Below are 23,805 nucleotides of genomic sequence, written 5' to 3'. Positions count from 1 at the left end.
GGAATTGTCCGCGATGGGGCCAGTGATCGCTGACACTTGTGGACCCGCGCTTTATGCTGGCGCTCTTGTGCACTGATCGAGTTCGAACATGGCTGTATTTCTGACCGCCCGCGAGGTTTGCCAACGATTGCGTGAGGCTGCGCTGGGCGTACTCGCGCTCAAGGTGTGCGAAACATCCACCGGATCAGGATGGGTAGTGGTCGACATCGAAGGCTGGCACCTGCTGCTGGATTTTGCAGGACAACAGTTGCATCACTGTGAATACGCCCGCAATCCCGATGGCCAGGAAGGCACGCTTGAGACGTGGCAGCGCTATGGCACTGATCCGGTGAGTTTGCTCAGTACCTGGGAATTGGCGCAGGTTGAAGCCTTGTTGATGGGGCCGGCGAACACGGTTGCTCAATGATGGCACTATGCCCATAATTCGCCCCCCCTTATATTCCCACGCAAGGAACTGCCGTGAAGAAGTCGCTATCGTTGATCCCGATGTTGGCGCTGTTGCTGCAAGGGTGTGGCATGACCATGACCCGCTATGAACCGAGCTACGAAAACGTCCAGAAGCTCAAACAAACCCCGCCGCTGCATGCGATCAGCAATCCTCAGGTCACCGCGCAATCCGGTGAAGGCTCGCTGTTTGTGCGCGCCAATCCTGTCCGTTCACCGTCCGGCAGCATCCCGGCGCACATCCAGGACGCCATCACCGAAGAACTGCGCAAGGCCGGTCTGCTGGATCCGCAAGCGCAGCGTCAGTTGAAAGTGCTGGTGGTGAAGAACGAACTCAGCGCCGGCATGGGCACGGGTAACGGCAAACTGGCTGCGCGTTTCACCCTGCTCAACGGCAACGATGTGGTGTACGACGCGACCAAGAATGTCAGCAGCCAATGGAGCAGCAGTTTCTTCGGGTTTATTGCGATCCCGAACGCGGTCAACGCTTACAACCCGATGCTGCGTGACCTGCTGAAGGAACTGTACAGCGATCCGCAGTTCGTTCAGGCATTGAAGTAACAGACAAAAAAAGAGCCGCAATCGCGGCTCTTTTTTTGGCTTCAGGCCCGTGGGATTTGGGCTCCAAGTGATGAGTATTTCAGGCTGTTGCGCTCGACCATTTGCTTGAGCAGTGCGTTGACCTGGCGAGTGAAGGTGTCACTCATTGCCTCTTTAGGCGTGTTGGCCATCAGCGGGATGAACCAGATACCGAACCAGGTGCCAATTGCATCGTGATTGCTCGCGGTCGTCGTCGCCTGACCTTGATCATCGAGGGTTTCCAGGCTCATGGTGTACTGATCGGTGCCATAAGCCGGGATCACCATCATGCTGAAACCGCTGATGAACGCCAGCACCATTTGCCCACCATTAGGCGGATGGTTGTACACCTTCAAACGCAGGTTGTAGTCGCCCGGCTGCTTCTTAAATTCGTCCAGAGTGACACGGCCGAACAGGCCGGAGTCGGAGAGGATTTTCTGCAGTTGTGGCTTGAGTTGATCGCGCGCCTGCGGCACTTCAGTGGCAGAGGCACTTTTCGGCTCGCCCTGATAGAAATCGAAATCAACATAAACATTTGGCTTATTGGCGTAATTGGCCATCGACGGCAGTGTCACCGGCGCCACTTCATCTTGGGTGAAACTGGCGCAACCGCCCAGCGTGATGACCAGGCCCAGCGCCAGGACTTTCCCGAATTGCATAATGTCTGTCCCTCTGTAAACAATGCCGAATGATGGCAATACGCCTCCACCTCGGAAGCCGGGCGGATTCTAGAGCGCGCGACCGTTTGGGGAAAGACTGAATGGGAAAAACTGGCAAAAAATTTGTCTTCACTGATGCCAAACGAGCTGACTGATTCCAGACCAAGGAAAACCTTTACTGCAAAGTGCTGCCGGGTTTTGTCGAACCGCTGCGGGAAGCCTCGGCGGTGCTGCGCGAAAGCGATGATCCGCTGATCGGCTTGCGCGCCTATGTGGCGGCGCGAATTCGGATCGCTCGCGAGCATCCGTGCATCGCCGAAGTGTCCAGCGCTGAACGGCTGTTCGGCAGTCAGCAGTCGCCGGCTGAATGCCGTGATTGCTGCACGCCGAATCGCAGTGCAATGTTGAATGACCCACCGCTTTCGCGAGCAAGCCCGCTCCCACATGGACGACTCGGTGTGGCTAGAACACGATATCGACGGCAGGTTTGACGTCGACCCGCGCCACGGAACCGGTCAGGTGCGCGAGGTCTTTGTTGTGTTCGGCAATGATGTCTTCAGCCTTCATGTTGCCGTTATCAAGGGTGGAATGAGCGTCCGAGGCCAGCACCACGTCGTAACCCAACTGATGGGCCTGGCGCACGGTAGCGTTGACGCAGTAGTCGGTTTGCAGGCCGCAGATCACCAGGCTTTCAAAGTCTTCGATCGGCAGCAGCTTGCTCAGATCGGTCTGATAGAAAGAGTCCGGTGTGGTTTTGCGTACTCGCAGATCGTTCGCCGAGGTCTCAAGCCCTTCGGCGAGTTGCCAGCCATCGGCGCCATGGGCCAGGGGGCTGTCGTTTTCCTCATGTTGAATGAACACCACCGGAACCCCTGACTGACGCGCGCGGGTGCTGAGGTCGTTGATGGTGTCGATCACGCGGAGGATGTCGTAGCACTGGTATTGGCCCGAGCACAGGGCACGCTGGACGTCGATGATCAGTAATGCGGTTGTCATGATGAGCCTTCCTTGATCAATCCTTGAGGCGGGGACGGACGCGAGCCCGCCCCCTTTTTTTACGCCTTTCAGTAACCCAGCGACAACCCGGTATTGCGACGTGGGTCGTTGGCGCCGTAGAAACGGTTTTTCCCTACCGGCTGACCGCCCAGTGACGGCGCACCCACCAGGATCGCGGCAATGTGGTTGGCATCCTGCGGCCCGGCAAACTTGTGGCCCCAGCTCTCGAGGGTCTTCTTCGTGTCCGGGCTGGCGGCGAAGTCTTCGAGGTTGGTTTCTTCCGGCATCCATTGCTGGTGAAAGCGCGGCGCATCGACCGCTTCCTGCAAGCCCATGCCGTAGTCGATGACGTTGAGCATGGTCAGCAAGGTGGCCGTGATGATGCGGCTGCCGCCCGGCGTGCCGACCACCATCACCACTTTGCCGTCCTTGGTGACGATGGTCGGGCTCATCGACGACAGCGGTGCCTTGCCCGGCGCAATGGCGTTGGCTTCGCCCTGCACCAGACCGTACATATTCGGCACGCCGACCTTGGAGGTGAAGTCGTCCATTTCGTCGTTGAGGATCACCCCGGTCTTGCTCGCCATCACGCCCGCGCCAAACCAGTCATTGAGGGTGTAAGTGACCGACACCGCATTGCCCCACTTGTCGACGATCGAATAGTGCGTGGTGTTGCTACCTTCATGGGGCGCCACGCCGGGTTTCAACTCAGCCGACACGCCGGCCTTCTGCGGCTGGATCGCATTGCGCAGTTGGGTCGCATAGTTTTTGTCCAACAGGTGCCCGATCGGATTCTTCACGAAATCCGGATCGCCGAGGTAGCTGTTGCGATCCACGTAAGCGTGGCGCATCGCTTCGATCTGGTAGTGCATGCCTTGGGCCGAATGGAAGCCCAGATCCTTCATCGGATAGCCTTCAAGAATGTTCATGATCTCGCAGATCACCACACCGCCGGAGCTCGGTGGTGGTGCCGAAACCACGTGATAGCCTCGGTAATCGCACTCAATGGGCGCCAGCTCGCGCGTCTTGTATTGATCGAGGTCGGCCTGAGTGATGATGCCTTTGTTGGCCTGACTGGACGTGACGATGGCGTCGGCCACCCAGCCTTTATAGAAACCGTCGGCGCCTTTTTCGGAAATGGTGCGCAGGGTCTTGCCGAGGTCCTTCTGCACCAGTTTTTGCCCGACCTGCATCGGCTCGCCGTTGCTGAGGAAAATCGAGCCGGAATCACGCATGTCCTTTTTGAACACGTCGGTGGCGTATTCGAGCAGCTCGACGTCACCCTGCTCCAGCTCGAATCCGTCCTCGGCCAATTTAATCGCCGGGGCGATCATCTCCGTGCGTGGTTTGGTCCCGTACTTGCTCAGCGCCAATTCCATACCGGACACAGTGCCGGGCACGCCGACCGCCAGGTGCCCACGGGTACTCAGGTCGGGGATGACGTTACCTTCCTTGTCGAGGTACATGTTGGCGGTCGCGGCCAGTGGGGCTTTTTCGCGGAAATCGAGGAAGGTCTTGCGCCCGTCCGCCAATTGAATGGTCATGAAGCCGCCACCACCAAGATTGCCCGCAGCGGGATAAACCACCGCCAGCGCATAACCCACCGCCACCGCCGCATCCACCGCGTTACCGCCACTTTTCAATACATCGACGCCCACATGAGTGGCCAGGTGTTGCGCGGTCACCACCATGCCGTTTTCGGCGGCAACCGGCGCCACCGACGCGGCGTGAGCCATCACGCAACTGAGTGCCAGTGAGGTCGCAATCAGCGATTTGGTCAACGGTTCGTACTTCATGAGTCGATCTCTTTTTTGTTTTAGGGGCTGTGCAAAACAGAGGGGAACGCTTCAAACGCATCAAGCAGTATGGCCGGGTTTGCGCATTGCGCCTGCCCGCTCTCGAGCACAGCGCTGGCAAAAAATTCCAAGTCACTTTGCAGCCCACCCTCGCCAATACGGGGTCGCTCTGAAGCAACAGCAGGTTCGATCCGGGTTCAGGCAGCGAACAGGTTTTTCATCGCCGCATATTGCAATAGCATGATGGTCTTGGCATCGCAGATCTCGCCGCGATAAAACGCTGCCATCGCATCATCAAAAGACCACTCCAGCACGTCCAGTTCTTCCGTCTCTTCTTCCAGGCCCCCACCTTCGCTGACCTTCGATGCTGCATCGTATTCGGCAATGAAGAAGTGCAGTTTCTCGGTCACCGAGCCAGGACTCATGTACGCCTCGAACACCTTCTTCACTTCACTGACGCGATAGCCGGTTTCTTCCTCGGCCTCGGCACGAATCCGTTGTTCAGGGGCCTCACCTTCAAGTAACCCCGCCGCCACTTCGATCAACAAACCGTCATGGCCGTTGACAAACACCGGCAAGCGGAACTGACGGGTCAATACCACCGAACGCTTCTCGCGATTGAACAGCAGAATCGCTGCGCCATTGCCACGGTCATACACCTCGCGAGTCTGGCGCTGCCACTCGCCGTTATTTCGGTGATAGTCGAAGGTGATTTTCTTCAATAGATACCAGTCGTGGGACAACACCTGAGTGTCGATGATATTGACCCGCTCGGCGGTGGTAGACATGGCGCCTGATCCCTTTTTTCATCGGTAGGCAGCCATGGTCGAATAATCTCTGCAACAAAAAAAGCCCGGCAGCGCTACCGGGCTCACTCAGTTGCGACTAACTCGCAAGGGTTCCGTGAATCAGCGGCCCATAACGCCGGCTGAACTCCCAGTTGTACGGCACGCGGTCCTTGCTCACACCGTTGTCCCAGTTAACCGACCAAGTCATGAGGCCCTTGATCGGATGCCCCTTGATGGCCAGCCGTTTGAGCACGTTGCCCACCACGGTTTTGTCGATCACATAACCGGTGGCCGCCGCATCGACGTTGGCCGGCAGACCGATGACGAATTTGTCCGCCGCGATCTTCGTGAATCCCCGAGTCCCCGTCACCAGACTTTCGGTCAGGTAATACAGGAAGTCCTCCTTGAGCGCGTCGTTGTTCTGCGCGATCCACGCACCGGCACCGTTGTTGGCCTCAGGCACCCAGACCCCGTCGCCACCCTGGTTGTAGAACTGCGGGGCGATGAAGTCGTAGTAGCCTTCCAGCGCTTGCAGGTAGCCGACGTATTTGCCGGTGCTGGTGAGATACGGGAACTCCGGGGCCATGCTGATGATGAAGTGCTTGCCTTGGCCGGCGTAGTGATCCTTGACCAGTTTCAGCGCTGCCGGCAGCACCGTCTTGTTGGCAGCGAAATCAATCGCGCTCTGTTCAAGATCGATGTCCAGCCCATCAAAACCGTAGGTTTCCACCAGACGGATGATTTCATTGGCCAGCGGTTGCTCCTGACCGCTGCGCAACTCGATGTGCGCATCGGCGCCACCCAGGGAAATCAGGACGGCCCGCCCTTGACTGTTGAGCACGCCGACCTGGCGGCGGAACTCGGCATCGGAAACGTTGAATGGCTTGAAGGTCGGGATACCGTTGCCCCTCATGAAGGCCACGGCGACCACGTTGTATTCCTTGGGTACATCCTCCAGCTCGATGCTGGCGAATCGGCCCTGACGATACCCGTCGCTCGGCCCCGCCGACCAGTTGTGCCAGAAGCCCATGAGGATCTTTTTACCGGCAATGCTCGGCATCAGCGCAGCAGCATCGCTCGCCGCGTTTTGCACCAGAGAAAAATCAATTTTTGACATGTTCTAATCCTTCAGAACGTGTGGGTTTGGCGACGTTGCGCCGTTATTTGAAGTCGACGTCGAAGGCCTGATAGAAAGCGTTGCCGGTGTTGGCGACGATCCACATCAGTACGATGACGTGATGCCCCTTCTTGCTCGTCGGAAGCTTTACCTCGTGGTTAACCTTGGCCTTCATCTCGGCCGAATGGCTGTAATACGGCACCTGAGTGTAGAAGTCTTCGAAGAACGGTTGCGCTTCCAGTTGGGCGCGGGTAATGCGTTGGTTCGAGTCCCAGCCATCCTTGGTGATCAGCCAGCGATAACCACGCGTAGTGTGCGGCGCGGTGTATTCCCACTTGATTTCCAGGGTCTGCCCCGGTGTGACATTGAGCAGCGGCCAGGCGAACGGACGACCGAGCTTTTTGCTCATTTCGTCGTTGGTGAAGTTCACGCAGTCGCGGGGATCGGTCTTGCCGCCGCTGAGAATGTAGCCGTCAGCAGGTGGCGCGACACTGTCAGAGTCGGTTTCGTAGGGCGCCGGAAACGGCCCGGCAGCCAGTGCCGGGAAGTTCTTGCCACCTTCCATTTCATTGACCTGCCAGGCACCGAGCAGTCCTTGCTCGATAGCGACCGCACCCCGGCTCGCCGGGGAAGTGACGCGACCGTGTCGCAGTTGGGTTTGTACTTGTGGTTGATTCATGTTTTTCACTCCGTTGATTTAAGAACTCTCCTTTGCGAGGAGAGGCCTTCAAGCTAACGGAGACGGATTTTTTGTCCATCGGCGGTTTTGTCGCAGTCAGACCGGGCATCATCGGTAAAGTGACCGAAACACTGGATATAAACACAGTGCATTGTGGCGACTCGTACTCGACACATAGCCAAAGGCGTACGCGTCGAGGTTACAAAATCGTGCATCTGCGACTCAAGGCAGTTGAGCCTGGAACTCCTTTTCGTACTGCCCGGCGAGCTGCTCTTTCTGTTTCTCGTCGAGTAACTTTCCGGCCATCTGGAAGAACTTCTGCTCCTCTTCCTCAAGGTGGTGGTGGACCTTGTCCGAGAGCTTTTTAGCCGTCGCCAGCCATGCCGGACTGGACATCTCGGTCTCGTCCAGTTCTTCCATCATTTCGTCCATTTCATGGTGCTCGGAAATGGCATGACGGCTGAGATCGACACCGTTGTCGAACTCCATCAGCGGGATGTAGAAGTGTCGCTCTTCAGCCGTTTCATGAGCTTGCAGTTCGGCTTTGAGCTGTTTGTAGGCCTCGACCCGCTCGGGGCTGTCGCCACTAGTCTTGACCAAGGCTTTGGCGTAGCTGCGCTGGCGGTCGTGGCTCTCGCGAAGGGCTTCGAAAATGTTCATGGGGTGTCCTCATCAACCGCGTGCTGGAATGACGCTGTAAATGGCTAGACCCCGGCGCGGGAGCGGTGGTTCCAGCGGTTTTAAACTGACGCTTGGAACACGACCACCAGGCAGGATAGTCTGGCGCCTTACTCCACAAGGAAGTCATGCATGAACTTGCGCATCGAGTTGTCAGAGAACCCGAACGAAGAACAACGCAACGCCATCCTGGCGCCGCTGCGTGCCCACAACGTCGCCAAAGCAGGCCCCTCGACACTGGAGCCCATTGCACTTTTGGTCCGTGACGAGCATGACGCGATCCTTGGCGGCCTGTATGGCCACACGTTCTATCGGTGGATGTTCATTGAACTGTTGGCGGTGCCGGAAGAGGGCCGCGGTCAGGGCATCGGCTCAAAATTGATGCAGATGGCCGAAGAGCTTGCGCGCAAGAAAGACTGCGTGGGGATCTGGCTGGACACCTTCTCGTTTCAGGCGCCTGAGTTTTACAAGAAAGTGGGCTATAGCGAGTGTGGCGAGATTACGGATTATCCGCTGGGGCACAAGCGGCACTTTTTCCAGAAGCGCCTTGTAGATTGAATTCAGTAGCGCTTTTGTAAGCAAGCCGCCCCACATTGAAAGGCATTTCAAAGGTGGGGCGGGCTTGCGACGCTTCAACCCACGATCAGAGACAAGTCGCCAACGCCGCCAACCGCCGCTTGGCGACAAAATCGTCCTTCTGCGCGTAATAATTCAGCGTCGTGCCCGATGGCCCCGTCAGCACATCGACAAACGACTCAGCCGAACGGGTATAAACCGTCGTGCCACCCTGCTGGCGCGATTCCAGATACGCGGCGGCATCCACGCCGAAAACCGCTTCATCCTGCCAGCCGAATTGCACGCACTGAGCCACTACTTTCTCCGCCTTGTCCGAAGTCAAAACCTTGTAAGGGGTTTTGGTGCGAGCATCGTTCATCGCGGAGCCCGCGCAACCGGCCAGCAGCGTCGCCGCCAGCGCTACCATCAAAATTCGCATTGCGTTCGCCCGTTCAGAAAAAAGCGGACTGTATCATCGCAGCAGCAGAAATCGTTCTGCTTTACTGCATTTATAGCGCGACATGCGCTGTCAGCTACGGCAACCTAAGGTCATCAGCCTCACAAAGGAAAACACATGGCGCCTACCGACCAGCGACATGAACATGCCCTGAAACTATTTCTCGACGCGCGGCCTGATTTGCGCGAAACCCTCGACCACCTCAATCCATTGCTGGCCCAGGCCAAAGGCGAAACCCAAGCGCAGTTTCGCGAAGAACGTCTGCACGAAGCCTACGAAGAGGAGGCAGAAAGCCTTGGCTTGTTCGCTTGGGAACTGACCTTGAAACTGACCGCCGATTCGCCTGAGGAGTATCAGGCGCAACGTCTGGAGGTACATCGTGAAGTCGCGGAGATGGCCGGCATGGAATGGCTGGAATACTGCGATCTGTATGGCATAGAACCCTAACCGCCGCTCAAGGACACTTTCGCCGATGCTGCCATCCGCCTCGACTCACCGCGCCAGCCCCGGCCATCTGCACAAGCAAAAATGGCGCGGGCGTGTGGGCCTGGCGCTGGTTGCCAGCCTGTCGGTACTGGCCGGAATGACTGACGCCATCGGCTTCATGGCCAGCGGCGACTTCGTTTCGTTCATGAGCGGCAACACCACCCGACTGGCGGTGGCGATCAGTGATGGCGATATCGGGCTGACCGTGCGCCTGGTGATTCTTGTCGTGACGTTCATTGTCGGTAATGCCTTGGGCGTGCTCGTCGCGCGTCTCGGCGGACGCCGGGCGCTGCCGCTGCTGCTCTGCATCGCCACCCTGCTCTGCGCGTCGGCGGCCTGGCCGTTTGACACGCAACTGCCGGCGCTGCTCGCAGCGATTATTGCGATGGGCATGCTCAACGCGTCCGTCGAAGAAGTGAACGGCCTACCGGTTGGGCTCACCTATGTCACCGGCGCGTTATCGCGGTTTGGACGCGGTCTGGGCCGATGGTTGCTCGGCGAGCGGCGCAGTGGCTGGCGCGTGCAGCTCGTGCCGTGGAGCGGGATGTTTGTCGGCGCAATTGTGGGCGCGGTGCTGGAACATCATTTAGGCCTCAAGGCAATGTTCGTCAGCGGTGTGCTGGCCGCGATGATCGGGCTGCTCTCTCTGAAAATCCCCAGGCGCTGGCAATTGGGTTACATGCCGCGCTGACGACTCAGCGTTTTTTGCCTGACACTTCGCTATCGCCAGCAGGCAACATCGATTTAGCCGCCTCGCCGATAAAGCTTTATCATGGCCGCAGTTTTGCTGATCGAGTCCGTCATGAAGTTCGCCATTGCGCTGTTTTCCGCCGCCCATGCGCCCTCCTCGCGTCGTGCCCTGCTGTTTGCGCAGGCCGCACTGGCCGCCGGGCATGAGATTGTCCGGCTGTTTTTCTATCAGGACGGCGTCTACAACGCCTGCGACGCGGTGGTCACCCCGCAGGACGAACTGGACGTGCCCAAGCAGTGGCGCGCTTTCATCAGCGAGCAACAACTGGACGGCGTGGTGTGCATCGCCGCGGCCCTGCGCCGAGGGGTGCTGAACGACGAAGAAGCCAAGCGCTATCAACGCGGCGCCGTCTCCGTCAATGCGCCGTGGGAATTGTCCGGCCTCGGCCAGTTGCATGACGCGGTGCAAGACGCTGACCGCCTGATCTGTTTCGGAGGTGCGTGAGATGGCCAAATCCTTGTTGATCGTCAGCCGCCAATCACCGTGGTCCGGCCCCGGCGCCCGCGAAGCGCTGGATATCGTGCTGGCGGGCGGTGCTTTCGATCTGCCGATCGGCCTGTTGTTTCTCGATGACGGCGTGCTGCAATTGGCCGCTGGACAAAACGCCAAGGCGCTGCAACAGAAAGACCTGAGCGCCAACCTGCAAGCGTTGCCGATGTTTGGCGTCGAAGAGCTGTTCTACTGCGCCGACAGCGCCAGTTCCCGTGGCCTCGCCGATCTATCGCTGGACGAAGCACAACCGCTCGCTGCCGAGCAAATCACCGCCCTTATTGACCGTTACGACCAGGTGATCACCCTCTGATGTCGACTTTGCATGTGTTGTCTCACTCCCCATTCGGCGACGATCGCCTGACCAGTTGCCTGCGCTTGATCGGCAGCGCCGATGCATTGCTGTTGTCGGGTGACGCGGTGTACGCACTACAACCGAACACCGCGCCGTTCGCTGCACTGCAAAACCGTCAAATCAAGCTTTTCGTCTTGGCCGAAGACGCGCAGGCCCGCGCTGTGCAGGTTCCAGACTGGGCTCAAGCGATCGATTATCCGGCGTTCGTCGAACTGTCGATCCAGCACGACAAGGTCAACAGTTGGCTATGAATTCCATGACCCTCGGCGACCGCGCCATCGACCTGGACAAGGACGGCTTTCTGGTTGATCTGAACGATTGGTCCCACGATGTCGCCGCCGCCCTCGCCGCCGCCGAAGGTATCGAGTTGACGCCAGAACACTGGGAAGTCCTCGAACTGCTGCGCAGCTTCTACGCCGAATTCCAGCTGTCGCCGGCCACTCGACCGCTGATCAAATACACCGCGTTAAAACTCGGACCGGACAAAGGCAACAGCCTGCACCTGAACCGATTGTTCAAAGGCACCCCCGCCAAACTCGCCGCGAAACTGGCGGGCCTGCCCAAACCGACGAATTGCTTATGACCGACTTTCCAGCGCTCACTCTCGAAACACCCGCCGAACATCCGTTCGCTCAATTTGTGCGAATTCTGGGCAAGGGTAAGCGCGGCGCCCGCGATCTGACCCGTGAGGAAGCCCGCGAAGCCATGGGCATGGTGCTCGACGACAAGGTCGAAGACACCCAGCTCGGCGCGTTTCTGATGTTGCTGCGGCACAAGGAAGAAAGCGCCGAAGAAATGGCCGGTTTCACCGAGGCCCTGCGTGAGCGATTGCAGGCGCCGGCGCTGAATGTCGACCTGGACTGGCCGACCTACGCGGGCAAGAAACGTCATCTGCCGTGGTATCTGCTGGCGGCCAAGTGCCTGGCGCAGAACGGCATACGCATCTTCATGCACGGCGGCGGCGCGCACACCGCCGGACGCCTGTACAGCGAGCAAGTGCTGGGCGAACTGAATATCCCGCTGTGCCGCAACTGGCAACAGGTCGCCGTCGCACTGGACAACGGCGGGCTGGCGTTCATGCCGCTGGTGGACTGGGCGGCGCCACTGCAACAGATGATCGACCTGCGCAACACGTTGGGGCTGCGCTCACCGATCCACTCGCTGGCGCGGATTCTCAATCCGCTGGGCGCACGTTGTGGGCTGCAAAGCATTTTTCACCCGGGCTATCAGGCGGTGCACCGCGATGCCAGTGGTTTACTCGGTGACACGGCGATTGTGGTCAAGGGTGATGGCGGCGAAATCGAGATCAACCCGGATGCCACCAGTCACCTGTACGGCACCACAGGCGGCGAGAGCTGGGACGAGGAATGGCCGCAAATGTCGACGCAACGTCATGTCAAACCAGCCTCGCTGGACGTCGATCATTTGAAAGCCGTGTGGCGCGGCGACGTCGTCGACAGCTATCCGCAGATGGCGTTGATCTCGACCATGGCGCTCGCCCTGCGCGGTCTCGGCCAGAGCCGTGAGCAGGCGTTCGAAACCGCCGAGCAATACTGGACTGCGCGGGATAAATCGATTTAACCGATCATTTGCGCCTGATCTTTGCGCTTTTTGTTCGAACTCATGGGAATAGACTCGACGCCAACGATTATTGGTTTCAGGAGCCTTGGACATGGGTTTATTAGTGGATGGCCTTTGGCAGGACAAGTGGTACGAAAGCACCAAGGACGGCGCGTTCCAGCGCGAACAGGCGCAGCGCCGGCACTGGGTCACCCCTGACGGCAAGCCCGGCCCTAGCGGTGAAGGTGGTTTTGCCGCCGAAGCCGGGCGCTATCACCTCTACGTTTCCCTCGCCTGTCCATGGGCGCATCGCACGCTGATTCTGCGCAAACTCAAAGGCCTGGAAAGTCTGATCGACGTCTCGGTAGTCAGTTGGTTGATGCTGGAGAACGGCTGGACCTTCGACACGTCGCTAGGCTCGACCGGTGACAAGCTCGATCACTTCGATTTCATGCACCAGCGCTACACCGCTGACACCGCCGACTACACCGGTCGCGTCACGGTGCCGGTGTTGTGGGACAAGAAACTCAAGCGCATCGTCAGTAACGAGTCAGCGGAGATCATCCGCATGTTCAACAGCGCCTTCGATGGTTTGACCGCCAACGATCTGGACTTCAACCCAGCGCCACTGCGCGGTGAGATCGATGCGCTGAATGAACGGATCTATCCCGCCGTGAACAACGGCGTATATCGCGCCGGGTTTGCCACGTCGCAACACGCTTATGAAGAAGCGTTCGATGAGGTGTTTGCAGAACTGGATCATCTGGAGCGCGTGCTCGGTGCCAATCGCTATCTATCCGGCGAGTACCTGACGGAAGCAGATATCCGTTTGTTCACCACGTTGATTCGCTTTGATGCGGTCTATCACGGGCACTTCAAGTGCAACCTGCGACGGATTGCCGACTACCCGAACCTGTCGAACTGGCTACGTGAGCTGTATCAGTGGCCGGGGATTGCCGAGACGGTGGATTTTCAGCACATCAAACATCACTACTACGGCAGTCACAAGACCATCAATCCGACGGGGGTTGTGCCGAAGGGGCCAGAGCAGGACTTCACTGAGGCCCATGATCGGGCGCGGTTGGGCGGGAAAGGGGTGTGGCAGAGGGGTTAGTTGATTCGGTGTTTTTGAGTGCCTCTTCGCGAGCAAACTCGCTCCCACACTAGATCTGTGTCGTTCACAAATCCAATGCGGAAGCGAGCTTGCTCGCGAATGAGACGACGCGACCTTCAGACTTGCGCCTGAGCGCCCTCAAACCACGCCAGTTTCTCGCGCAGTTGCACCACTTCACCGACGATCACCAATGTCGGTGCATGCACTTCATGCTCTGCCACCATTCGCGGCAAGTCAGCCAGCGTGCCGGTGAAGACGCGCTGATTGACCGTGGTGCCCTGCTGAATCAGCGCTGCCGGGGTGTCCGCCGAGCGACCGTGCTTGATCAACTGCTCGCAAATCACCGGCAACCCCACCAGGCCCATGTAGAACACCAACGTCTGCGCCGGGGCGACGAGGTCGGCCCACGGCAGATCGGTGGATCCGTCCTTCAAATGCCCGGTGACAAAGCGCACTGACTGCGCGTAATCACGATGGGTCAGTGGAATCCCGGCGTACGCCGCACAACCGCTGGCTGCCGTGATACCGGGTACGACCTGGAATGGAATGCCGTGCGCGGCCAGCTCCTCGATCTCTTCGCCGCCACGGCCGAAGATAAACGGATCACCGCCCTTCAATCGCACGACTCGCTTGCCGGCCTTGGCCAGATCGACCAATTGCTGGTTGATCTGATCCTGCGGCACGGCGTGGTCGGCGCGACGCTTACCGACGTAAACCCGCTCGGCATCGCGACGGCACAGATCAAGAATGGCCGGTGCGACCAAACGGTCATACAGCACGACGTCAGCCTGTTGCATCAGACGCAGCGCACGGAAGGTCAGCAGATCGGGATCACCCGGCCCTGCTCCCACCAGATATACCTCACCCGTGGTGACGTCGGCCTCGCCATCGATCTTCGCTTGCAGCAGCCGCTCGGCCTCGGCGCCCTGCCCGGCCAGTTGCCGGTCGGCAATCGGCCCCTGAAACACGTCTTCCCAGAACCCGCGACGCTGCTGCACATCCGGAAAAAGGCTTTTGACCTGATTACGGAAACGCGCGGCGAGACCGGCCAGTTGTCCGTAGGTCGACGGAATCCAGGTTTCGATCTTGGCGCGGATCAACCGGGCCAACACCGGCGCATCGCCGCCGCTGGAGATCGCAACGATCAGCGGCGAGCGATCGACGATCGCCGGGAAGATCACGCTGCACAAGGCCGGGGCGTCGACCACGTTGACCGGCACGCAACGCCGATGGGCATCGGTGGAGACTTGTGCGTTGAGCGCTTCGTCATCCGTGGCGGCAATGATCAGCACGCAACCGTCCAGATCCGCTTCCGCGTAACCGCGAACCCGGCATTCGCCACCGCTGGCCACGACCAGCTCACGCAGCTGTGTTTCGATTTCAGGTGCAACCACCCGCAGCTGCGCACCGGCATCGGCCAGCAGGCGGGATTTGCGCAAGGCAATTTCCCCCCCGCCGACGACCAACACACGACTGCCGCGCAGGTTGTGAAACAGCGGCAGATATTTCATTTAGCCGATGACCTCAAGGCCACCCATGTAAGGCTTCAGCACGTCCGGCACGCGGATCGAACCGTCGGCCTGCTGATAGTTTTCCAGCACGGCAACCAGCGTGCGGCCAACAGCCAGACCGGAACCGTTGAGGGTGTGTACCAGTTCAGGCTTGCCGGTTTCCGGATTGCGGAACCGCGCTTGCATACGACGGGCCTGGAAATCGCCGCAGTTTGAGCACGACGAGATTTCGCGGTACTTGTCCTGGCTCGGAATCCACACTTCCAGGTCGTAAGTCTTGACGGCGCTGAAGCCCATGTCGCCGGTGCACAACGCCAGGGTGCGATACGGCAGGCCGAGCAATTGCAGGACTTTTTCGGCGTTGGCGGTCAGGCCTTCCAGCGCTTGCATCGAGGTCGACGGCTCAACGATCTGGACCATTTCAACCTTGTCGAACTGGTGCTGACGGATCATGCCGCGGGTGTCACGGCCCGACGCACCGGCTTCGCTACGGAAGCAGGGTGTATGGGCGACGAACTTGATCGGCAACAGTTTCGAATCGACGATTTCGCCGGCGACGATGTTGGTCAGCGACACTTCCGCCGTCGGGATCAGGTACAGATCGGCTTCGCCTTCGCGAGCGATCTTGAACAGGTCTTCTTCGAACTTCGGCAATTGACCGGTACCTTGCAGCGCCGGAGCCTGAACCAGATAAGGCGTGTAAGCCTCTTCATAGCCGTGCTCGTTGACGTGCAGGTTGATCATGAACTGCGCCAGTGCGCGGTGCAGACGGGCGATCGGGCCACGCAGCAGGGCAAAACGTGCGCCGGACAGTTTGGCGGCGGTTTCAAAGTCCAGCCAGCCGAACTTTTCGCCCAAGGCGACGTGGTCCTGAACCGGGAAATCGAACGCGGTCGGAGTGGCCCAGCGGCGCACTTCAACGTTGTCATCTTCGTCTTTGCCGACCGGCACGGATTCGTGCGGCAGGTTCGGGATACCGAGCAGGATCGAGTCCAGTTCGGTCTGAATTGCGTCCAGCTCGACTTTGCCGGCGCTCAGTTCGCCCGCCATGCGCTCGACGTCCGCCATCAGCGGTGCGATGTCTTCGCCACGCTGTTTGGCCTGACCGATGGATTTGGAACGCGCGTTACGCTCAGCCTGCAATGCTTCGGTGCGGGTCTGGACGGTCTTGCGCTGTTCTTCCAGCGCTTCGATGCGCGCGGTATCCAGGGCAAAGCCACGGGAAGCCAGGCGGTCCGCTACGTCCTGAAGGTTGCTACGTAACAGTTTGGAATCGAGCATGTCGGTTTCTCGTTATCAAAGTTTGGTCAAAGACAGGCCAGCCCACGTTGCGAGCAGCCCGCCGAATACGCTGAGCGCCGCATAGCCCAGGGCCAGCGGCACTTGCCCGCTTTCCAGCAGGCGCACCGTATCCAGTGAAAAGGATGAAAAAGTCGTCAGCCCGCCCAGGAAGCCAACGATCAACCCGGCACGCAACTCAATCGGCACGTCCGGGCGGATCAAAAACAGGCCGTACAACGCGCCAATCAGCAGACAGCCCACGATATTAACGGCCAGCGTCGCGGTATAGAAGTGCCGCGGCCAATTGGCATTGATCCAATTGCCGGTAACAAAGCGCAACAATGTACCGGCGGCCCCGCCGATGGAGACCGCAACTATCAATGGAATCACTATTTTCTCCGCTGTCTTGGGCTTAAACGGTCGAGTTGGGCAAGGTGATTGAGCTTCTCGCCGATCTTCAATTCCAGGCCACGCGGCACCGGCTGATAGAAGGGAATCGGCTCGAGTTCTTCCGGGAAATAGTCTTCGCCGGCCGCATAGGCGTCCGGCTCGTCATGGGCATAACGGTATTCGTCGCCGTAGCCCAGTTGTTTCATCAGCTTGGTCGGTGCGTTGCGCAGATGCAGCGGCACCTCCAGCGAGCCGTTTTCAGCGGCCGCGCGCAAAGCGGTTTTGAAGCCCATGTACACCGCATTGCTTTTCGGTGCGCAGGCCAGATACGTAATGGCCTGAGCCACCGCCAACTCGCCTTCCGGACTGCCGAGGCGTTCTTGCACTTCCCACGCCGCCAGGCAAAGGCTGAGGGCACGCGGGTCGGCATTGCCGATATCTTCGCTGGCCATGCGCACCACGCGCCGGGCCAGGTACAGCGGGTCGCAACCGCCGTCGATCATCCGTGCAAACCAGTACAGCGCGCCATCCGGATTGGAACCACGCACTGATTTGTGCAGCGCGGATATCTGGTCATAGAACGCCTCACCGCCCTTGTCGAAGCGACGACGGGTGTCACCGAGCAGACTTTGCAGGAGTTTGATGCCGATCTCGCTGTCGTCTTCGGCCAGATCCGAAGCGTTCTCCAGGAGATTGAGCAGCCGCCGCCCATCGCCATCGGCGGCGGACAACAGCATCTGGAAGCCTTCATCGCTCAACGTCAGGTTGCGCTTGCCCAAGCCACGCTCTTCGCTGAGCGCGCGGTGTACAAGCTTGCGCAGCGCCGCCTCGTCGAGGCTTTTCAGCACGTAGACGCGAGCCCGCGACAACAAGGCGTTGTTCAGTTCGAACGAAGGGTTTTCGGTGGTGGCGCCGATGAAAATCAGCGTGCCGTCTTCAACGTACGGCAGAAATGCATCCTGCTGGGACTTGTTGAAGCGGTGCACTTCATCGACGAACAAAATCGTGCGCTTGCCGTACTGGCCGGCCTGCTGCTTGGCGATTTCAACAGCCTGACGGATCTCTTTGACCCCGGCGAGAACTGCCGAGACTGTTTCGAAGTGCGCGTCCGAGACTTCGGCGAGCAACCGCGCCAGCGTGGTCTTGCCCACGCCCGGCGGCCCCCAGAAGATCATCGAATGCAGGGCACCCTGCTCCAGCGCCTCACGCAGAGGCTTGCCGCGAGCGAGCACGTGCTCCTGACCGACATACTCATCCAGATTGGTCGCACGTAAACGCGCGGCCAGCGGCTGGGCAATCGGTGCACTGCGAAACAGATCCATCACGTACCGTTGAAACCTCTAGTAGATCTTGAGACCGATGATTGCTCCTGTGGGAGCTTATTCCTGAATGACGTCGGCACCTTTCGGGATGTCGAACTTGAACTTGGACGCCGGCACCGCTTCGTTGGCCTTCACCCCGGTAAACAGGATGTTGGTGCGCTGACCAACGCTGTCGATCAGTTGCATGTCATTGAGCAGACCGTTGCGGAACGACAGACGCAGGCTGTCGAACAGGGTGTCCTTGGTTTTCGGCTTGAGGGTGAAGTCGATCACGCCACCCGCCTCTTTCGCCGAGATGTCGAAGCTCTGGCTGATTTTCGACACGTCACCCGACAGCAGCAGCGCTGGAGTCTGGGTCAGACGTTCGTCGAGCTTCTTGATGGTGGCCTGTTCCAGATCCGGGTCCCACAGGGTGACTTTCTTGCCGTCGGAGACCATGGTCTGCTCGGCCGGCGCATTGGTGTGCCAGTAAAACAGGCCCGGGCGCTGCAGGGTCATGTCACCGGTGGTTTCCTGCAACTGAGTGCCGCTGCCGTCGAGGGTCAGTTGCGAGAAGTTAGCAGTCAGGGTCTTGGAGGTTTCCAGCAATTGGGTCAGACGAGCCACGTCCTTGTCATCGGCGTGGGCCGTGAGTGTGGTCAAAGCCAGTACTGGCAACAGCATGCGGATAAGACGCATGGGAGTCCTCTTGAATACTCGTTGGGAGGGGACGGCGCATCATTGCACCGTCCTTTTGTTAGTCATCAGGGGCGCTGAATCAGTCGCGTACCGGGCCCGGAGCCAGGACTTCACGCGACCCATTGGTGTTCATTGAAGTGACGACACCGGCCATTTCCATAGCCTCGATCATTCGCGCGGCGCGGTTGTAGCCGATTTTCAGCTTGCGCTGCACCGCGGAAATCGATGCGCGGCGGCTTTCGAGGACGAACTGAACCGCTTCGTCATATAGCGCATCGGCTTCCGGATCATCGCCGTCGCCACCACCGCTGCTGCCCTCAAAGCCGCTGCCCGCCTCTTCGACACCGTTGAGGATGTCGTCGTTGTACTCCGGTGCGCCGCGCAGTTTCCACGCTTCAACCACGCGGTGTACTTCATCGTCGGAAACGAACGCGCCGTGAACCCGAATAGGCAGGCTGGTGCCCGGTGGCATGTAGAGCATGTCACCGTGGCCAAGCAGTTGTTCGGCGCCGCCCTGGTCGATGATGGTCCGCGAGTCGATCTTGCTCGACACCTGGAACGCCATACGCGTCGGAATGTTAGCCTTGATCAGACCGGTGATCACGTCCACCGAAGGCCGCTGGGTCGCAAGGATCAAGTGAATACCCGCGGCACGCGCCTTCTGCGCGATCCGGGCAATCAACTCCTCAACCTTCTTGCCGACGATCATCATCATGTCGGCGAATTCATCGACGACCACGACGATGGTCGGCAGCTTGCTCAGCATCGGCGCTTCGTCATGAATGCTTTCACGCTTGTACAGCGGATCGCTCAACGGCTCTCCGGCATCCTGCGCTTCCTTGACCTTGGCGTTGAAGCCGGACAGGTTACGCACGCCCATCTTCGCCATCAGCTTGTAGCGACGCTCCATCTCCGCGACGCTCCAGCGCAGGGCATTGGCGGCGTCCTTCATGTCGGTGACCACCGGGCAGAGCAAATGCGGAATGCCTTCGTAGATCGACAGCTCAAGCATTTTCGGGTCGATCATGATCAGTTTGGCGTCTTCCGGGCCGGACTTGAACAGGATCGACAGAATCATCGCGTTCACACCCACCGACTTACCGGAACCGGTGGTACCGGCTACCAGCAAGTGCGGCATCTTCGCCAGATCGGTAATGACCGGCTTGCCACCAATGTCGTGACCCAACGCCAACGTGACCGGCGATTTGAAGTTGTCGTACTCAGGCGTCGACAGCACTTCGGAGAAGCGCACGATCTGCCGGTCTTCGTTCGGGATCTCGATACCGACCGTGGTCTTGCCCGGAATGACTTCGACCACACGCACACTGGTCACGGCCAGGGAGCGCGCAAGGTCTTTCGCCAGGTTGGCGATGCGGCTGACCTTGACGCCGGCGGCGGGCTGAATTTCATAACGGGTAATCACCGGGCCCGGGTGAATCGAATCCACGGACACCTCGACACCGAACTCCTTGAGTTTGATCTCCAGAAGGTGGCCGACCGCAGCCAGGGACTCCGGCGAGTAATTGAGTTGTTTCTTTTCCGCCGGGTCGAGGATCGAGATTGGCGGCAAAGTGCCTTCCACGGCGCTGTCAACGAACAACGGCGCCTGCTTCTCTTTCTGCACACGCTTGCTTGGCTCCGGCGCCTTGACCGGGGCTGGCGCGATGACCGGCGGCACCTGTTTCTCGCGCTCGGACATGTGTTTGCTCAGGGCCTGCTCGCGTTCGATCAAGCGCTCTTTGACCTTGGCCTGCTCACGTTTGTCGGTGACAGTCGGAGCAACGACATCATGGACTCGGTCATCGACTTCACGCAGTTGTGCAACCAGTTGCTTGCGTTCGGTGCGCGCCGACCACCAGCGGTTGAGCGCGCCCTGAAACAGCTCGAACAGGTCGAGGGTGATCTTGCCAGTGATGTCCATCACCTTGAACCACGACAAGTCGGTGAAGACGGTCAGGCCGAACAGAAACAGCGCGATGAACAGCAGCGTGCTGCCCTGGATATTCAGCGCATTCTTCGCCAGATCGCCGAGACTCTCGCCCAAGGCACCGCCGGCACCGGCCGGCAGACCGGTCGCGGCGTGAAAATGGATGTGTGCCAGCGCAGCGCCGGACAACACCAGAAACACCAGACCGATCAGCCGCCAGGAGAACAGCCAGCCGCTCCACTGCCACTGCTCGTGGCGCTGACGGAAGATCTGATAGGCCTTGATCGCCAGTAGCAAGGGGAAGATATAGGCAAAATAACCGAGCACCATGAACAGGATATCGGCGCTGTAAGAGCCCGCCGGGCCGCCGAAATTCTGTACGTCGTCGATCTTGCTGTTGTGGCTCCAGCCCGGATCGTCCTTGCCGTAGGTCAGCAAGGCCATCATCAGGAACAGGCACAAAGCGCCGATGGCGATCAATGCACCTTCCTTGAGCCGGTAGTGCAATTGCTGGCGCCAGAGCGGAACGACTGTTTTTGGTGCTTCGGTGGATTTCTTCAAAACGCTTCTTTTCCTGCGCCCAAGGCGCGTCCATCTATTGAATGACGATAAAAAACTGCCCAATCCAGGCAGGTGAAAAGTTGACGAGCACAACTGAGACTACTTTTAACATTGCACTGATGCTTTCATAAACACAGCCATAAGCATCGCACGCAGCGAATATTCTGTAACAGCCCGGCATTGTACGGGTTTGTGCGTCTGATGCCATGCTTCAACGTCCAGGTTTGAGCATAGCCAAGCGTACAGAACCTGCGATTCAATTTGAGCATGCATTGTCTTTTGTGACAAAGGCTTATGAGGTGTATTTGATGAACATAGCGAAGCATTGCCACCCACACCTCGCAACCTGTCACTGACTGCCCGTCAAGCCTGTTGCATGCCCGACCACGCCGCTCGCTTACGACCGCATCAAGCTTGCCAAGTTGCAACACTGCAAACGTCAGGCAGGATCGGCACGACATTCGCGCCATTTAGCGGCACACTTTAGCGCGGGCTAACAGCCCACATCACCCTCCCCTTCTGCAAGCCTGGATGCCATGCTGACTTGGTTACAACGTAATTCCCTGACTTTTCCGCCGCTGGAAAAGGCCATGCGCGCCCCCAATGGACTGCTCGCCGCGGGCGGCGATCTGTCCGCCGATCGCCTGATTCAGGCTTATCGTCATGGCTGCTTCCCATGGTTTTCCGAGGGCCAGCCTATTCTTTGGTGGTCACCAGACCCTCGCACCGTGCTATTTCCCGACGAACTGCATGTCTCGCGCAGCCTCGGCAAATTACTGCGCAAAGCACGCTACCAGGTCACCTTCGATCAGGACTTTGAGGCGGTGATCCACGCCTGCGCCGCCCCACGGGACTATGCCGATGGCACCTGGATCACCGAAGCCATGCAGGAGGCCTACATTGAATTGCATCGGCGCGGCTTCGCTCATTCAGTGGAAGTCCGGGATCAGGGCAAACTGGTCGGCGGCCTGTATGGCTTGGCGATGGGACAGCTGTTTTTTGGTGAATCGATGTTCAGCCGCGCGGATAACGCCTCCAAATATGGCTTTGCCACCTTGGTGCAGCACCTGAAGGACTCGGGTTTTGTGCTGATCGACTGCCAGATGCCGACCGATCATCTGCACAGCCTTGGCGCCCGGGCGATTCCCCGCCACGAATTCGCGGAATATCTGGCTCGGCATCTGGATCAGCCCAATGATGCGACCTGGGTTTGCTGAGCGACTTTTGCGCGCGTGGCTTACACTTAATTCACCAGCTTACCCCGAGGGTTGATCATGACCGAGTTGGCGCGTTTGAAGTTCTATGCCACTCAGCCCCACTCTTGCAGTTATCTGCCCGAGGAGCAGGCCACGACCCTGTTTCTCGATCCGAGCCAGCCCATGGATGTGCATGTTTACGCAGATCTGTCGGAAATGGGCTTTCGTCGCAGCGGCGATCATCTGTATCGCCCCCATTGCCAGAATTGCAATGCGTGCGTGCCTGCACGCATTCCGGTGGCGCTGTTCACCCCCAATCGTCAGCAAAAGCGCATTTTCAAGCGCAACGCCGATTTGCAGGTTCATCCGGCCAAACCCAAATTCAGCGAAGAATATTTCGACCTGTACCAGCGCTACATCGAACAGCGTCACGCTGACGGCGACATGTATCCGCCGAGCCGCGATCAATTCTCCACGTTTCTGGTTCGCGACCTGCCCTTCTCGCGCTTTTACGAATTTCGTCTCGACGGACGGTTGCTGGCGGTGGCAGTGACCGATTTGCTACCGAACGGCTTGTCAGCGGTGTACACCTTCTACGAGCCCGCCGAAGAGCGCCGCAGCCTGGGCCGCTTCGCCATCCTGTGGCAAATTGCCGAAAGCCAACGCATGGGGCTTGAGGCGGTTTACCTGGGTTACTGGATCAAGAACTGCAAAAAGATGAACTACAAGACCCAGTATCGCCCCATCGAACTGCTGATTAATCAGCGCTGGGTGATCCTGAACTAAACCCAAACCCTAAACCCCTTGGCGTAAACGCCATTTTTCGGGCACAATGCACGCCGCTTTTGCCTGGCGCAGTTGCACCGGGCCATTCATTGGATACCGAGGGCTTTACTGCATGTCGAAAGAAGACAGCTTCGAAATGGAAGGCACTGTCGTCGACACCCTGCCCAACACCATGTTTCGTGTGGAGTTGGAAAATGGGCACGTCGTAACCGCGCATATTTCCGGCAAGATGCGCAAGAACTACATTCGTATTCTTACCGGTGACAAAGTGCGCGTCGAGCTGACGCCCTATGACTTGAGCAAAGGGCGCATCACTTACCGCGCTCGCTAATCAAGTCAATACAGAACGCCCGGTTTATGCCGGGCGTTTTTGTGTCTGCACTTTAATGGTTTTGTGTGTATATCCGCTGCTGCGGACGGCGTTTTTCAAACGCCGGAGTGCCGGCCCAGCAAAAAAACACCAAAAGGCTTTGCCCCTGACGCACGGCACTTCGCTGAGACTCAGTGCTCCCTCGCTACGGTTGCGGCGTTTTTCAAGGTTGTTGTCGCGTCGCCGTCTAACTATGCCGCTCTTTTCTCGGTCTGCTGCTGCCGATCCGGGTTCAACATCACAGTGCCCATCGGCTCCCAGTTTCTTGTCTGTCCAGACC

29 protein-coding genes and 1 pseudogene are annotated in these 23,805 nt (G+C 58.8%); 15 read left to right on the top strand and 15 right to left on the bottom strand.

The features are described from left to right. The first annotated feature begins 88 nt into the window (after positions 1-88). A complete protein-coding gene (locus AACY11_RS15825) occupies positions 89-406 on the top strand; it encodes a DUF7693 family protein (RefSeq protein ID WP_339434104.1) in 318 nt (105 codons plus the stop codon). Between the two features lie 53 nt (positions 407-459). Continuing rightward, positions 460-1,005, top strand: a complete 546-nt coding sequence (locus AACY11_RS15820) for a hypothetical protein (RefSeq protein ID WP_339495219.1) — start codon at positions 460-462, stop codon at positions 1,003-1,005. A 41-nt stretch (positions 1,006-1,046) separates the two neighbouring features. Here the strand turns inward: AACY11_RS15820 and AACY11_RS15815 are convergent, their stop codons facing one another. Next, positions 1,047-1,682: a hypothetical protein gene (locus AACY11_RS15815; RefSeq protein ID WP_339495217.1), complete on the bottom strand. Its 636-nt coding sequence runs from the start codon at positions 1,680-1,682 to the stop codon at positions 1,047-1,049. Positions 1,683-1,867: 185 nt separating this feature from the next. Here AACY11_RS15815 and AACY11_RS15810 point away from each other — a divergent pair, with 185 nt between their 5' ends. Then, positions 1,868-2,173 carry a TetR family transcriptional regulator C-terminal domain-containing protein gene (locus tag AACY11_RS15810; protein ID WP_339495215.1) on the top strand — a complete coding sequence of 102 codons (306 nt, stop codon included), beginning with the start codon at positions 1,868-1,870 and terminating at the stop codon, positions 2,171-2,173. On the opposite strand, the gene AACY11_RS15805 is transcribed toward AACY11_RS15810, so the two are convergent. From AACY11_RS15805 to AACY11_RS15780, 6 genes and pseudogenes are all read right to left on the bottom strand, one after another. Next, complete coding sequence (locus tag AACY11_RS15805; protein ID WP_339495213.1) at positions 2,145-2,678, bottom strand: cysteine hydrolase family protein; 534 nt, start codon at positions 2,676-2,678, stop codon at positions 2,145-2,147. The genes AACY11_RS15810 and AACY11_RS15805 overlap by 29 nt on opposite strands. A 68-nt stretch (positions 2,679-2,746) precedes the next feature. Further along, on the bottom strand, positions 2,747-4,474 hold the full coding sequence (gene ggt / locus AACY11_RS15800; protein ID WP_339495212.1) for a gamma-glutamyltransferase: 1,728 nt from the start codon (positions 4,472-4,474) through the stop codon (positions 2,747-2,749). 197 nt (positions 4,475-4,671) lie between these two features. Further along, positions 4,672-5,262 carry an NUDIX domain-containing protein gene (locus tag AACY11_RS15795; RefSeq protein WP_339434098.1) on the bottom strand — a complete coding sequence of 197 codons (591 nt, stop codon included), beginning with the start codon at positions 5,260-5,262 and terminating at the stop codon, positions 4,672-4,674. Positions 5,263-5,377: 115 nt separating this feature from the next. Continuing rightward, positions 5,378-6,379, bottom strand: a pseudogene (locus AACY11_RS15790) (chitinase); the annotation flags it as partial. A gap of 43 nt (positions 6,380-6,422) precedes the next feature. Then, entirely contained in the window at positions 6,423-7,058 is a 636-nt protein-coding gene (locus tag AACY11_RS15785; RefSeq protein ID WP_339495209.1) for a lytic polysaccharide monooxygenase auxiliary activity family 9 protein, read from the bottom strand. Between the two features lie 222 nt (positions 7,059-7,280). Next, a complete protein-coding gene (locus AACY11_RS15780) occupies positions 7,281-7,718 on the bottom strand; it encodes a hemerythrin domain-containing protein (protein WP_339434095.1) in 438 nt (145 codons plus the stop codon). Positions 7,719-7,868: 150 nt separating this feature from the next. Here AACY11_RS15780 and AACY11_RS15775 point away from each other — a divergent pair, with 150 nt between their 5' ends. After that, positions 7,869-8,294 carry a GNAT family N-acetyltransferase gene (locus AACY11_RS15775; protein ID WP_339434094.1) on the top strand — a complete coding sequence of 142 codons (426 nt, stop codon included), beginning with the start codon at positions 7,869-7,871 and terminating at the stop codon, positions 8,292-8,294. An 85-nt stretch (positions 8,295-8,379) separates the two neighbouring features. On the opposite strand, the gene AACY11_RS15770 is transcribed toward AACY11_RS15775, so the two are convergent. Then, a complete protein-coding gene (locus tag AACY11_RS15770) occupies positions 8,380-8,730 on the bottom strand; it encodes a hypothetical protein (RefSeq protein WP_339434093.1) in 351 nt (116 codons plus the stop codon). Positions 8,731-8,865: 135 nt separating this feature from the next. Here AACY11_RS15770 and AACY11_RS15765 point away from each other — a divergent pair, with 135 nt between their 5' ends. From AACY11_RS15765 to AACY11_RS15730, 8 genes are all read left to right on the top strand, one after another. Further along, positions 8,866-9,195: a DUF6388 family protein gene (locus AACY11_RS15765; protein WP_221730362.1), complete on the top strand. Its 330-nt coding sequence runs from the start codon at positions 8,866-8,868 to the stop codon at positions 9,193-9,195. Between the two features lie 25 nt (positions 9,196-9,220). Next, on the top strand, positions 9,221-9,925 hold the full coding sequence (locus tag AACY11_RS15760; RefSeq protein WP_339434092.1) for a YoaK family protein: 705 nt from the start codon (positions 9,221-9,223) through the stop codon (positions 9,923-9,925). Positions 9,926-10,036: 111 nt separating this feature from the next. Beyond that, entirely contained in the window at positions 10,037-10,429 is a 393-nt protein-coding gene (gene tusD, locus AACY11_RS15755; protein ID WP_339495207.1) for a sulfurtransferase complex subunit TusD, read from the top strand. Position 10,430: 1 nt separating this feature from the next. Next, on the top strand, positions 10,431-10,787 hold the full coding sequence (tusC, locus tag AACY11_RS15750; protein ID WP_339434090.1) for a sulfurtransferase complex subunit TusC: 357 nt from the start codon (positions 10,431-10,433) through the stop codon (positions 10,785-10,787). Continuing rightward, positions 10,787-11,080 carry a sulfurtransferase complex subunit TusB gene (gene tusB, locus AACY11_RS15745; protein WP_221730366.1) on the top strand — a complete coding sequence of 98 codons (294 nt, stop codon included), beginning with the start codon at positions 10,787-10,789 and terminating at the stop codon, positions 11,078-11,080. The genes tusC and tusB overlap by 1 nt, the downstream gene beginning before the upstream one ends. Continuing rightward, positions 11,077-11,412, top strand: coding sequence for a TusE/DsrC/DsvC family sulfur relay protein (locus tag AACY11_RS15740; protein ID WP_339495205.1), 336 nt, complete (start codon positions 11,077-11,079; stop codon positions 11,410-11,412). The genes tusB and AACY11_RS15740 overlap by 4 nt, the downstream gene beginning before the upstream one ends. Next, positions 11,409-12,410 (top strand): glycosyl transferase family protein, encoded by a 1,002-nt coding sequence (locus tag AACY11_RS15735; RefSeq protein ID WP_339495203.1) that lies wholly within the window; start codon positions 11,409-11,411, stop codon positions 12,408-12,410. Before AACY11_RS15740 ends, AACY11_RS15735 begins: the two co-directional genes overlap by 4 nt. A 91-nt stretch (positions 12,411-12,501) precedes the next feature. Next, positions 12,502-13,503 (top strand): glutathione S-transferase family protein, encoded by a 1,002-nt coding sequence (locus tag AACY11_RS15730; protein ID WP_339495202.1) that lies wholly within the window; start codon positions 12,502-12,504, stop codon positions 13,501-13,503. A gap of 116 nt (positions 13,504-13,619) precedes the next feature. Here the strand turns inward: AACY11_RS15730 and cysG are convergent, their stop codons facing one another. From cysG to AACY11_RS15700, 6 genes are all read right to left on the bottom strand, one after another. Beyond that, a complete protein-coding gene (cysG, locus tag AACY11_RS15725) occupies positions 13,620-15,014 on the bottom strand; it encodes a siroheme synthase CysG (protein WP_339434085.1) in 1,395 nt (464 codons plus the stop codon). Further along, complete coding sequence (serS, locus tag AACY11_RS15720; protein WP_339495200.1) at positions 15,015-16,295, bottom strand: serine--tRNA ligase; 1,281 nt, start codon at positions 16,293-16,295, stop codon at positions 15,015-15,017. It abuts the gene before it with no gap. A gap of 15 nt (positions 16,296-16,310) precedes the next feature. Continuing rightward, positions 16,311-16,685: a fluoride efflux transporter CrcB gene (gene crcB, locus AACY11_RS15715; protein ID WP_339464579.1), complete on the bottom strand. Its 375-nt coding sequence runs from the start codon at positions 16,683-16,685 to the stop codon at positions 16,311-16,313. Continuing rightward, the gene (locus tag AACY11_RS15710) at positions 16,685-18,007 is read right to left on the bottom strand and encodes a replication-associated recombination protein A (RefSeq protein WP_339495198.1); all 1,323 of its coding nucleotides are present in this window, start codon (positions 18,005-18,007) and stop codon (positions 16,685-16,687) included. The genes crcB and AACY11_RS15710 overlap by 1 nt, the downstream gene beginning before the upstream one ends. Before the next feature lie 57 nt (positions 18,008-18,064). After that, the gene (gene lolA, locus AACY11_RS15705; RefSeq protein WP_339434082.1) at positions 18,065-18,685 is read right to left on the bottom strand and encodes an outer membrane lipoprotein chaperone LolA; all 621 of its coding nucleotides are present in this window, start codon (positions 18,683-18,685) and stop codon (positions 18,065-18,067) included. A gap of 79 nt (positions 18,686-18,764) precedes the next feature. Then, positions 18,765-21,173, bottom strand: coding sequence for a DNA translocase FtsK (locus AACY11_RS15700; RefSeq protein WP_339495196.1), 2,409 nt, complete (start codon positions 21,171-21,173; stop codon positions 18,765-18,767). A gap of 536 nt (positions 21,174-21,709) precedes the next feature. Here AACY11_RS15700 and aat point away from each other — a divergent pair. The 3 genes from aat to infA all read left to right on the top strand — a co-directional run bounded on the left by aat (position 21,710) and on the right by infA (position 23,486). Further along, positions 21,710-22,390 carry a leucyl/phenylalanyl-tRNA--protein transferase gene (gene aat / locus AACY11_RS15695; RefSeq protein ID WP_339495194.1) on the top strand — a complete coding sequence of 227 codons (681 nt, stop codon included), beginning with the start codon at positions 21,710-21,712 and terminating at the stop codon, positions 22,388-22,390. A gap of 57 nt (positions 22,391-22,447) precedes the next feature. After that, complete coding sequence (locus tag AACY11_RS15690) at positions 22,448-23,155, top strand: arginyltransferase (RefSeq protein ID WP_339434079.1); 708 nt, start codon at positions 22,448-22,450, stop codon at positions 23,153-23,155. A 112-nt stretch (positions 23,156-23,267) separates the two neighbouring features. Beyond that, a complete protein-coding gene (gene infA / locus AACY11_RS15685) occupies positions 23,268-23,486 on the top strand; it encodes a translation initiation factor IF-1 (RefSeq protein WP_002553999.1) in 219 nt (72 codons plus the stop codon). Between the two features lie 24 nt (positions 23,487-23,510). Here the strand turns inward: infA and AACY11_RS15680 are convergent. Continuing rightward, positions 23,511-23,805: hypothetical protein (locus AACY11_RS15680; RefSeq protein ID WP_339495192.1), on the bottom strand; the 295-nt coding region annotated here is incomplete at its 5' end.

The organism is Pseudomonas sp. RA_105y_Pfl2_P56 (genome assembly GCF_963970845.1).
Lineage (GTDB): Bacteria > Pseudomonadota > Gammaproteobacteria > Pseudomonadales > Pseudomonadaceae > Aquipseudomonas > Aquipseudomonas baetica_A.
The sequence above is the reverse complement of the archived record's forward strand: the minus strand, read 5'-3'. Positions and strand labels throughout refer to the sequence as shown.